Raw genomic sequence first — 11,106 nt, forward strand, 5'->3', positions numbered from 1 at the left:
GGATTTGAACCTGCGACCTCTGGGTTATGAGCCCAGCGAGCTACCGAGCTGCTCCACCCCGCGTCGGTGACACCAGCATACGCCATCGGAAGGGTGCGAGTCACACGGGTTACCGGCACCCCCGCACGGAGGGGCTAGGCGAGGGGAGTTTCCAGGTGCGCGTTCGGCGCCTTGGCCATGGCCTCGTACTCGGCCAGCACCACCACCGACACCCCCCGCTCCCGCAGCATCCCCGTCCCGTCCGCCGCCTGCACGAAGGTGTCCGGTTCACGCCAGGCCGTGACCACCCGGCGCACTCCGGCCCCGAGGATCAGCTCCGCGCAGGGGTGCGGGCGGGAGGCGCGGTGGGTGCAGGGCTCCAGACTGGTGTAGACGGTGGCCGTGGCCAGCCGGGGGTCCGCCGGGGGGATCTTGGCGAGGGCCGCCTCCTCCGCGTGGGCCACCGGGTCGCCCGCCTCCCGGGAGTGGCCGCGGGCCAGTTCCGTGCCGTCGGCGGCGACCACCACCGCGCCGACGCTGAACGCCGTCCCCGAGGGCGGGCACTGGGCCGCCAGCTCGCACGCGAGCCGCAGCCAGTGCCGGTCGGCGGCGGACGCCGAGGTGCCCGCGCCGGGGGCGGTGGGCTCGTAGCGCATCAGGACGACGTCCTCGATGCGGCGGGTCTCCAGCAGGCGCAACCGCCCGGCCTGGTAGCCGCCGGGGCCGAACAGGCGCGGCGCCTTGGGCTCGCCCACGAAGACCGGGGCGAGGACCAGCTGGAGTTCGTCGGCCAGGCCCTGCTGGAGCAGCTGGGTGTGGACGGTGCCGCCGCCCTCCACCATCAGGCGGTCCACACCGCGTACCTCGTGGAGGTGGGTCAGCAGCGCGGGCCAGTCGAGTTCGGGGCCCAGCGCGACGATGTCGGCGGCGATGCCCAGGGCGGCCGCCCGCTCCGCGCCCGAGTCGGTCGTGCAGACGAGCTTCTCGCCGCCCGTGTGCCAGAACTTCGCGTCCGGGTCGAGGTCGCCGGTCGCGGTGACCGTGACCTTGAGGGGGTACTCGGGCCGGCCGGCGGCGATCCGGGCGGCGCGGCGCGCCTCGGAGTACACCAGGAGCCGCGGGTTGTCCGCACGGATCGTGCCGGCGCCGACCAGGACGGCGTCGGAGCCGGCCCGCACCTCGTCGACCCGGTCGAAGTCGGCCGGTGAGGAGAGCAGCAGCCGTTCGGGGCCGGTGTCGTCGAGGTAGCCGTCCAGGGAGACGGCGGCGGACAGCAGGACGTGGGGGTACGGCATCGGACGCGCTCACTCTCGGCGGCGGGCGGGCTCACGGCGGCGGGCGGGGTGTGAACCGGACGCTTGGTTAAAGTTTGAAACAAACTTACACTGGTCCCATGACGACTCGCTGGCTCACGTCGAAGGAGCAGCGCGCCTGGCGCGCGTTCATGGCGGCGACCAACCTCCTGGAGGACGCGATCGACCGCCAACTCCAGCAGGACGCCGGCATGCCGCACCTCTACTACGGCATTCTGGCCAACCTCTCCGAGGAACCGGAGCGCAGGCTGCGGATGACCGATCTCGCCGCCAGGTCCAAGATCACCCGCAGTCGCCTGACCTACGCCGTGACCCGACTGGAGAAGGACGGGCTGATCCGGCGCGAGGACTGCCAGTGGGACAAGCGGAGCAGCTTCGCGATCCTGACGGACAAGGGCATGGCGGCCCTGGAGCGTACGGCGCCCGGGCATGTGGAGACGGTACGCGCGGCGGTGTTCGACCACCTCTCCGAGGAACAGGTCACGCAGCTGGAGGAGATCAGCTCCGTGATCGCGCGGGCGCTGGAGGGTGACGAGAAGCCGCGGCCGACCTCCGACGAGGTGCCGTGGCGGCGGCGCTCGTCGTCGCCCTGTTCCGGTTCGTGAACCCGGTTTTCCCGAACCGACCGGAAAGCTGTTGCTTCAAATTTAAAGCATGGGGTATGGTTCCAGCCGTGGATCTGCTTCAAAACTGAAGCAGAGGCACGCGTCCCGCACGGGACAGCCGTCCTGCACCCGGACACTGGAGACCCCGATGACCGACACCCCCGCCGCCACCCAGCGCGCCCGCGTCCGGGTCCCGCTGCGCTTCACCGACGGCTACAGCGTCAACGCCGAACTCGTCACCTTCCACGGCCTGACCGACGGTCAGGAGCACGTCGCCGTCGTCCTGGGCGAGCCCGCGCCCGGCACCCTCCCGCTGGTCCGCCTGCACTCGGAGTGCCTCACCGGCGACGTCTTCGGCTCGGCCCGCTGCGACTGCGGACCCCAGCTGCGCGAGGCGGTCGAGCGCATCGCCGAGCGCGGCGGCGTCCTGCTCTACCTGCGCCAGGAGGGCCGCGGCATCGGCCTGTACAACAAGCTCGACGCGTACGCCCTCCAGGACCAGGGCCTCGACACCTACGAGGCGAACGCCGCGCTCGGCCTGCCCGAGGACGCCCGCGACTACACCGCCGCCGCCCAGATGCTCCAGGCCCTCGGCCACGGTGAGCTGGACCTGCTCTCCAACAACCCCGACAAGGCGGAGCAGTTGCGCACCCTCGGCATCACCGTCCGCGACCGCGTCCCGACCGGCGTCTTCAGCACCGCCCACAACGTCCGCTACCTCCGCGCCAAGGTCCTGCACACCCAGCACACCCTGCCGCTGGCGGAACTCACGGAGCTCAACGCGGGCTGAACGGTCCACCGCAGACCACGGCGCCCGGGCCGGCGAGGGTCACATACGCAGCCAACGCGTCATCCGCTTCCCCCGGCTCGCGTCGTCCAGCTGGTCCGCGTACTCGTCCATGCCGTCCTCCCGCAGGATGGCCGCGGTGCCCCGCACCTCCCAGGCCTTCGAGCGGCGGACCACCGCCTGGATCAGCAGGCGGGCCACCTCGTCGAGACGGGCACCGCCCAGCTCGGCGAGCACATCGGGCAACCAGTCCTCCAACGGGACGCGCTCCACGGCCGAGGTGACGACCCAGGCGACATCGTCCCCCTTCTCCTGGAGGTGCAGGGCACCGAGCAACTCCGCCAGCTGGTAGGGCTCCAGGGTCCGCGCAGCCTGCCACAGCACCCCCCTTGCCCGGTCGACGTCAGCCGCGTCGAAGGGCCTCGCCAGCCCTTCCTCAAGGACTCGCGCGACCGCAGGATCGTGCACCTCGGTATGGCGCCGTGTCGACGAGCGCTGCACCCTTACCGCGTCGCCGCGCGGCAGTCCCGCCCTGCGCAGCCTGGTGAGTACGGTCGGCAGATCGGCCCGCAGGCCGAGGCCTGCGAGCACCGACACGTCACGGGGCATACCCGACTCCGCCATGGCACGGTAGATCGCCACGACCCGGTCCGCCGAAGCGAGCTCCATCAACGTCCGCAGTTCGAGCGGGAGCCAGGCGACGGGACGCTCGCTCTGCCAGAGTTCCAGGAGCACTCGGGGCGCGTCGTCGCGCCCGGCCAGCGCTTCACCCAGCGCCCACACTTCCGCGCGGCCGCCGTCCTCCACGGAGAGGCGTCGGAGCGCCTCGATCAAGGACAGCAACGCGGGGCGCGGCAGCCGGGCAAGGCTTTCGGCGACGACGCCGCTCAGCGGGCTCCCGTCGCTCTCGTTCTCCCCCGGTTCCGTGGCCACCCGCGCGGTGATACGCACGACCGCCGGGAGGCTGAGCCGGGTCATCGAGGCCGCGAGCTGCCGGTACTCGTCGGGCGAGCAGAGAGCGGGGAGCTCCGCGAGGGCACCCTCGAGGAGCGGTTCGGGACGCTCGGCGAGCAGGTCGAGGAGGCGGTCCGCGTCCGCGAACCGCTCGTCGTGCCAGTAGCGCCGGAGAACCGGCGCCACGTCCCCGCCCTCGGCACAGTCCGCGATGTGCGCGTGGAGCGTCTCGACATCGACTTCGGTGGCGAGGACCGGCAGCACCCCGAGCAGTTCCTCGTCCGGGCTGTTCAGGACGTCGGCGAGCATCCGGTCGGCGTCGTCCCGCGCCCCGTGCGCGCGCATGGCCGAGACCAGGACGACACGCTGTGCGGCGGGGCGGTCGGCCGCACGTTCCAGGAGCCTGTCCACCTCCTCGTGCCCGAGATCGCGCAGGGCCGAGATGAGGGCGGCGGCCTGCTCGGGCCCGGAGTCGGCCACGTCGGTGAGCAACCGCATGGCGTCCAGGCGACGGCCGAACCGGCGCAGCGCCGTCATGAAGGCGACGGTGTCAGCGGCCCCGCGCGGGCCCGAACTCGCCCACCGCACCACCGTGACGAGAGCCTCGGGGCGGGACCTGCGGATCTTTTCCATGATCCGCAAGACCTTCTCGGCGGGAGCCCGGCGCAGCAGGTCGCAGGCCGCCTCGTCGCCCCAGGCAAGGCCCACTGTGTGGAGGGCGAGCGCCCAGGCGACCCGCTCCTGCGGCTCGGCGGCGAGCAGGGCGCGGAGGAGTTCCTCCGCCTGCGGCTGTGCCCCGTGCTCCTTCATGGAGAACAGCAGCTGGGCGGTCTCTTCCCGCGACCGGGAGGCGGCGAGCGCCGCGGGCAGGGCCAGGTACAGCGCGTACGCGGACTCGGCCGAGCCCCGTTCCAGCAGGGCATCGGCGACGCGCACGTACTCGGGGTCGGGCTCGCGGGCCACCAGCATGCGCAGCCCGGTCATGGCCTCCTCGCCGAGTCCCTGCTGGTGGAGGGCCACCACCAGGTCGGCCGAGCCGTCGGGACCACCCATGGCGAGGGCGGGCCGCACCAGACGCTCCGTGACTGTCAGACCCAGGTCGCGCAGGCTGCGGGCGGCCGCCGCGACGGCGGTCGGACCGGTGCGTGCCAGCGCCTCGAACATCATGTCGGCCACCTGGCCGTCACCGAGCTGTTCGAGCACATGCAGGCACTCCGTGACCTCGGTGGCGGGCCGCGCGACGACGGCCTCGCAGGCGAGTTTCGTCAACCGGCCGAGTCCGGCCGAGCGCAGCTCGCCGAGGAGCGCCGCGGCCTCCTGTTCGGGCCAGCGGGTGGCCACGGCCGTGAGCACGGCGTCCGCCTCGGCGCCGTGCCCCGACTTCGTCAGCCCGGCCAGCCGCTCGATCAGCCCCGGCACGGTCTCGTCCAGCAGTGCCTCGTAGCCGGCTGGTACGGCGGTGTCGCGCGCCGCCGGGATCCGGGGACCGCGGCGCTCGCCCAGGCGGGCCCGGTTGCGGACGAACGTGATGCGCGCACCCGCGTTACGGGCTCGCTGCTGTGGAACGGGACCTCCGCCGGCCCGCAGGGCGCGGTCCACCGAGCGGTAGATGGTGTCCATGTCCAGGAGGTCGTCGGTATCGGGGTGCCCCTGGTCCAGCACCCTGACGAGCTCACCGGTGAACAGGGTGTACTCGGCGCCCACCGGCGCCATCGATGTCCGGTTCTCCGCCGACGAGGTCATCAGGAACGTACCGTCCACCTCGGCGAAGTCCGCGACGCCCACGTCCGGACCCATCACGCCCTTGAGAGCCCGGCCGCTGAAGCAGGTGTCGAGGATGACCACTTTGTGCAGCGCCGAGCAGTACCGGAGGATGACCGACCGGACCCGGTCGTACGACAGGGCCCGGAACAGGTGCTCGCTGCTGGTGTCCGGCAGCGCCAGTTGGAGTCCGTCGGGCTGCTCGGGCAGACCGTGTCCCGCGAAGTACAGCAGGAATCCGTCCTGTGCCTGTGAGGCCGCCTCGTGCACCGCTTCGAGGACCTCACGGTCGGACGTCGGGTCCAGCAGGACCGTGCAGTTCTCCTCGGGTAGCCCCCACAGGTCCGGGTCGCGCAGGAGTTCGGCCATGCGCCGCACGTTGTTGGCGACGGCGGGGAGCGGATCCAGGTGCTGGTAGCCCTGGACGCCGACGATGACCGCCCGGGATGTCGAGGGATCAGGCTGCGCCATCGCCACGCGCCTCCGCCCCTGCTCTCCCGGCACCGTCGGCGCTCCGCGCACCCGGGGTTCCGGCGGACGGCCCCGGTATCGGTTCCCGGAGAGCCGCCAGGATCCGCTCCAACGCCTCCGGGCTGTCGTCCGTCACGGTCAGCGTGCCGCCGGGCAGGGTCACGCTGACGCGGGGCGGTGCCGGGCGGGTCGAGCGCCAGGAGGCGTACGCCAGCGCGAGGTTGGCGGCGGCGATGCCCTGTCCAAGCACCACCTCGATGACGTCCAGCGCCCCCATCGTCCCGGCCGACTCGCGGGTTACCCGATGGATCTGCGTCGATCGGCGCAACTCGGCATCCCCGACGAGCCAGTCGTGGAGCTCGCTGATGATCAGATGCCCGTCCTCGTGATCAGGGCCGGTGATCGTGGCACGCATATGTTCCCCCCGTTACACCCTCATGACCCTCTGCAACGATTCGCAGCCGAGAGTGTAGGGCGATACTTGCCCCCGGACACCGCGAATGCCCCAATCACTGCCTGCCGAGGGAGCCGAAGACGGACGGCAGCGCGAACACGATCGCGCTCGACAGCATGAACATCGCCGTGCTGCGCGACCGCAAGAGCCGCCAAGAGAAGGAGCGCACCGAGTTTCCGGGACCTTCCGCCGCTTCCTCGCCACGACCGACCTGCCGCCCATCGGCCGAACAGGTACCACGCCGGCGCCTCTCCTGGGTCAGGCTGATGCCGCCGGAACGCCGAGCTCCGCCAACAGGCCGCGTACCCGCCGCTCGATCTCGTCCCGGATCGGCCGTACGGCGTCCACACCCTGGCCTGCCGGATCGTCCAGCTGCCAGTCCAGGTACCGCTTGCCCGGGAAGACGGGGCAGGTGTCCCCGCAGCCCATGGTGATCACGACATCCGAGGACTGCACGGCCTCGGTGGTCAGGATCTTCGGGGTCTCGGCGGAGATGTCGATCCCCAGCTCCGCCATGGCCTCGACCACCGCCGGATTGACCGCGTCGGCGGGGGCGGAGCCCGCCGAGCGGACCTCGATCCGGTCACCGGCGAGGTGGGTGAGGAAGGCGGCGCCCATCTGGGAGCGGCCGGCGTTGTGGACGCAGACGAACAGCACGGAGGGACGCGCGGCAGCCGAGTTCATGGCACATGTCCTTGTGGGCGGGTGGGACGGTCAGGAGGAGGTGAGTTCGGGCTCGGTGTGCGAGGGGCGGACGGCGTCTGCCGCGCGGGCGGGACGTCCGTACACGACTGCCACGGCGGCCAGCCCGATTGCGGCGCCGAGCAGTTGGGCCACGACGAACGGGGCGACGGAAGTGGGGGAGATCCCGGCGAACGTGTCGGTGAAGGCACGGCCGATGGTGACGGCCGGATTCGCGAAGGAGGTGGAGGAGGTGAACCAGTACGCGGCCCCGATGTAGGAAGCCACGGCCGCCGGGGCCAGGGAGGCACGGCCGACGCGCTCCACGCCGAAGACGAGAAGGATCAGGCCGCCCGTGGCGACGACCTCGCCCAGCCACACGTGGCCGGAGGACCGGTCGTGGGTGGAGAACTTCACCAGCGGCTCGGCGAACATGGCGTCGGCCAGCACCGCCCCGCCGATCGCCCCGGCAATCTGAGCGGGGACGTACGCGGCGGCCTCCCCCAGGCTCAGCCCGGCGCCGGTACGGCGGCCGGTGAACCAGGCGGCCAGGGTGACCGCAGGGTTGAAGTGCGCGCCGGAGACCGGCCCGAAAAGCGTGATCAGCACGCCCAGGCCGAAGACGGTGGCCAGCGAGTCGGCCAGCAGCTGCACGCCGACGTCCTGGGACAGCTCGGTCGCCTGGATACCGGAGCCCACGACCACAGCCACGAGCAGGCCGGTTCCCACCGTCTCGGCGGCGACACGGCGCCCGAGGGACGCTGTCACGCTGTCGCCCCGACGGACTGCGGCGTCGTCAGAAACCCCGCGAGCCTGTCCAGGGCGCCGGGCAGCACCCAGTAGTACACCCACGTCCCACGGCGCTCGCAGTCGATCAGGCCGGCCTGCCGCAGCAGCTTGAGGTGATGGGAGATCGTCGGCTGGGACAGATCGAAGGCGGGCGTCATCTCGCACACGCAGACCTCGCCGCCCTCACGTGAGGCGATCATCGACAACAGGCGCAGCCGCACCGGGTCACCCAGCGCCTTGAAGACCTTCGCCAGCTCCGTGGCGCGTTCGTCACCCAGTGGCGCGGAAGCCAGGCCGGGGCAGCACGCGGCGTCCTGGTCGATCAGCTCAAGCTCTTGTTTCGACACACCTCTATGTTGACGTCCTTCGATCCAAGGCGCAAGGTTGCATCCAAGAACTTCAATACAGACCGTTCCAGGGCACCGCCATGCCCCGTCACCCAGGAGTGAAGTGATGAGCGAGCAGTCCACCGACCTGCGCGATACCGTCCGCCGCCGGTACGCCGCCGCAGCCGTGAAGGTCGCCGAGGGCAGCACCGCCTGTTGCGGCCCCGAGCCGGTCGAGGTCGACGAGAACTTCGGCTCCACCCTCTACGCCACCGACGAGCGCGCCACCCTGCCCGCCGAAGCGGTCGCCGCCTCCCTCGGCTGCGGCAACCCCACCGCCGTCGCCGAACTCCGCGAGGGCGAACGCGTCCTGGACCTCGGCTCCGGCGGCGGCATCGACGTCCTGCTCTCCGCCCGCCGCGTCGGCCCCACCGGCAAGGCGTACGGCCTGGACATGACCGAGGAGATGCTCGCCCTGGCCGTGGCCAACGCGAGGAAGTCCGACGCGACCAACGTCGAGTTCCTCAAGGGCACCATCGAGGCGATCCCGCTCCCCGCGGGCACGATCGACGTGGTCATCTCCAACTGCGTGATCAACCTGTCCGTCGACAAGCCCGCCGTCTTCGCCGAGACCTTCCGCGTCCTCAGGCCCGGCGGCCGTATCGGCATCTCGGACGTCGTCGCCGACGACGCGCTCACGCCGGAACAGCGTGCCGAGCGTGGCGACCATGTGGGCTGCATCGCCGGCGCACTGTCCTTCGCCGAGTACCGCACGGGCCTCGAAGCCGCCGGCTTCACCGGCATCGACATCACACCGACGCACCCCGTCGCGGACGGCATGCGCTCAGCCATCATCCGCGCCACCAAGCCCGCCGCCTCCGACGACTCCGATGTGCCCTCCGAAGCGCGTGGTTCGGACGGCGCCTGCTGTGGCGTGAACGCCTGCTGCACTCCGTCCGAAACCGCGGCCGACCCCGCACTGACCGTCGTGGAGGCCAAGAGTGCGTCGGGGTGCGGCTGCCAGAGCTGAGCGCATCCGCTCACGCATCGCTCACGCACGAGCCCGAAAACGAGTCAGCGCCCGAGCCAGCCGAAGCCGACCCGGACGCTGCCTAGCAGGTCAGGGGACATATCCCCCGCCCACCACCCGTAGGCCGTGTGGGACTCGAACCCACAACCAATGGATTAAAAGTCCACTGCTCTGCCAATTGAGCTAACGGCCCAGGCGATGTTGCCTCCCCGAGCATAGCCGGACGGAGCCGTGTCGCCGATCGGGTATCGGGGTCACGGCCGCGTCGGGTGGCGGAAGTGGGCCGGAGCGTCAGAGATCGACCAGTTTGGCGGTGTCCTCGTGGCGGGCTCCGTCCGGGTTGAGGAACCAGTGGCGGGCCGAGACCTGCCACCAGACCGCGGCGAAGCCGAGGACTGCGAGGACGGCGACCGGGGCGTAGTTGAAGGTCTCCCAGGTGACCGGGGAGACCTGCGGGAGCATGAAGAGGACGGTGATGACGACGACCCACGTCACCGAGATCACGCCGATCACCAGCGACCAGCGGCCCAGGTGCCAGGGCCCCCGCTCGAACGCGTCGCCCTTGCGCACCCGCAGCAGCGTCGGGATCACGTACGCCACGTACAGGCCGATCACCGCGATCGACGTCACGGCGGCGTAGGCCGTGTAGTTGATGAGGTAGGGCAGGCCCAGGGCGAGCGCGGCGAGGGCCGCGAGCCAGACCGCCGCCACGGGGGTGCGGGTACGCGGGCTGACCGTGTGCCAGACGCGGGAGAAGGGCAGCGCCCCGTCACGCGAGAAGGCGTAGATCATGCGGCTGTTGGCCGTCACCGACGCCATCCCGCAGAAGAGCTGGGCGCCGATGACGACGAGGAGCAGGAGCTTGCCGGTGGTGGCGCCGAGCGCGTCCAGGAGGATCTGGGCCGGGGGTGCACCCGTCGGCGACTTCAGCTCCTTGTCGTACGACTGGATCGCGAACGTGAAGCCGAGGAGGAGGACGAAGCCGGCTATCCACGACGTCCAGATCGAGCGGACGATGCCCTGGGGGCCGGCCGTCGACGCGTCGTGGGTCTCCTCGGTCATGTGCGCCGAGGCGTCGTAACCGGTGAAGGTGTACTGCGCCATCAGCAGGCCCAGGAGGACGACGTACGGGCCGTTGCTCCAGCCCGTCTCGTTCACGAACTTCGTGAAGACGAAGGACGCCGACTGGTGGTGGTCGGGTACGAAGGTCAGCGCGCCGACGATCACCAGGACGCCGACCACGTGCCACCACACGCTGACGCTGTTCAGGAGGGCGACGATGCGGACACCGAAGGTGTTGAGGAGGCCGTGCAGCACGAGGATCCCCGCGAAGAGCAGGATCGTGCGGCCGGGGGTGACGGTGAAGTCGAACTGGAGGTTCAGGTAGGCGCCCAGGAAGGACGCGGCGCCGAAGTCGATGCCCGCCGTCACCGCCACCTGGCCGAGCACGTTGAACCAGCCCGTGAACCACGCCCAGGCCGCGGCCGAGCGGGGCGGGGCCAGGCGGTGGGCCCAGAAGTAGAGACCCGCGGAGGTGGGGTAGGCGGAACAGATCTCGGCCATCGAGAGGCCCACGAAGAGGGTCATCAGGCCGACGGCCACCCAGCCCCAGGTGATCACCGCCGGTCCGCCGGTGATCATGCCGAAGAGGTAGAGGGTGAGGCAGCCGGAGAGGACCGAGATGATCGTGAAGGAGACCGCGTAGTTCGAGAAGGCCGACATACGGCGGGCCAGGACCTGGGTGTAGCCGAGTTGGGCCAGCCGTTCCTCGTCGGAGAGGCCGCCGGAAGGCGATGTGCCGATCGCATCTTCTGTCATGCCCCCAGCGATTCCCCTGCCGAGGTCGTGACATGCGTCACAGCTTGGCCGAAAAGGAGCCGGAACGAGGCCGAAACAGCGTCACCTCCCGGGCAGCGCCCGGGAAACGCGCTGCCGCGCCCGGAAACGGCTGAGCGC

10 protein-coding genes and 1 tRNA gene are annotated in these 11,106 nt (G+C 71.0%); 3 read left to right on the forward strand and 8 right to left on the reverse strand.

The features are described 5' to 3' along the window. Positions 1-134: 134 nt before the first annotated feature. The gene (locus ABZ646_RS29040) at positions 135-1,274 is read right to left on the reverse strand and encodes a dihydrofolate reductase family protein (protein WP_360525019.1); all 1,140 of its coding nucleotides are present in this window, start codon (positions 1,272-1,274) and stop codon (positions 135-137) included. A 98-nt stretch (positions 1,275-1,372) separates the two neighbouring features. On the opposite strand from ABZ646_RS29040, the gene ABZ646_RS29045 reads away from it, so the two are divergent. Further along, complete coding sequence (locus tag ABZ646_RS29045; protein ID WP_360525022.1) at positions 1,373-1,897, forward strand: MarR family transcriptional regulator; 525 nt, start codon at positions 1,373-1,375, stop codon at positions 1,895-1,897. A gap of 148 nt (positions 1,898-2,045) precedes the next feature. Continuing rightward, a complete protein-coding gene (ribA, locus tag ABZ646_RS29050) occupies positions 2,046-2,687 on the forward strand; it encodes a GTP cyclohydrolase II (RefSeq protein WP_360525025.1) in 642 nt (213 codons plus the stop codon). 39 nt (positions 2,688-2,726) lie between these two features. Here ribA and ABZ646_RS29055 read toward each other — a convergent pair whose 3' ends face one another. The 5 genes from ABZ646_RS29055 to ABZ646_RS29075 all read right to left on the reverse strand — a co-directional run bounded on the left by ABZ646_RS29055 (position 2,727) and on the right by ABZ646_RS29075 (position 8,141). After that, a complete protein-coding gene (locus tag ABZ646_RS29055; protein ID WP_360525029.1) occupies positions 2,727-5,870 on the reverse strand; it encodes a caspase family protein in 3,144 nt (1,047 codons plus the stop codon). Continuing rightward, positions 5,857-6,285: a hypothetical protein gene (locus ABZ646_RS29060; protein ID WP_360525032.1), complete on the reverse strand. Its 429-nt coding sequence runs from the start codon at positions 6,283-6,285 to the stop codon at positions 5,857-5,859. Before ABZ646_RS29060 ends, ABZ646_RS29055 begins: the two co-directional genes overlap by 14 nt. Before the next feature lie 297 nt (positions 6,286-6,582). Beyond that, positions 6,583-7,008 (reverse strand): arsenate reductase ArsC, encoded by a 426-nt coding sequence (locus tag ABZ646_RS29065; RefSeq protein ID WP_360525035.1) that lies wholly within the window; start codon positions 7,006-7,008, stop codon positions 6,583-6,585. Between the two features lie 30 nt (positions 7,009-7,038). Further along, positions 7,039-7,773: an MIP/aquaporin family protein gene (locus ABZ646_RS29070; RefSeq protein WP_360525038.1), complete on the reverse strand. Its 735-nt coding sequence runs from the start codon at positions 7,771-7,773 to the stop codon at positions 7,039-7,041. Next, positions 7,770-8,141, reverse strand: a complete 372-nt coding sequence (locus ABZ646_RS29075) for a metalloregulator ArsR/SmtB family transcription factor (RefSeq protein WP_360525041.1) — start codon at positions 8,139-8,141, stop codon at positions 7,770-7,772. The genes ABZ646_RS29070 and ABZ646_RS29075 overlap by 4 nt, the downstream gene beginning before the upstream one ends. Before the next feature lie 106 nt (positions 8,142-8,247). Between ABZ646_RS29075 and arsM the strand changes: the two genes are divergently transcribed. Further along, complete coding sequence (gene arsM / locus ABZ646_RS29080) at positions 8,248-9,150, forward strand: arsenite methyltransferase (RefSeq protein ID WP_360525044.1); 903 nt, start codon at positions 8,248-8,250, stop codon at positions 9,148-9,150. Between the two features lie 120 nt (positions 9,151-9,270). Here arsM and ABZ646_RS29085 read toward each other — a convergent pair. Further along, positions 9,271-9,343, reverse strand: a tRNA-Lys gene (locus tag ABZ646_RS29085). A 98-nt stretch (positions 9,344-9,441) separates the two neighbouring features. After that, positions 9,442-10,968 (reverse strand): amino acid permease, encoded by a 1,527-nt coding sequence (locus ABZ646_RS29090; RefSeq protein ID WP_360525047.1) that lies wholly within the window; start codon positions 10,966-10,968, stop codon positions 9,442-9,444. Between the last annotated feature and the right edge of the window lie 138 nt (positions 10,969-11,106).

It is taken from the genome of Streptomyces sp. NPDC007162 (assembly GCF_040634175.1).
GTDB lineage: Bacteria > Actinomycetota > Actinomycetes > Streptomycetales > Streptomycetaceae > Streptomyces.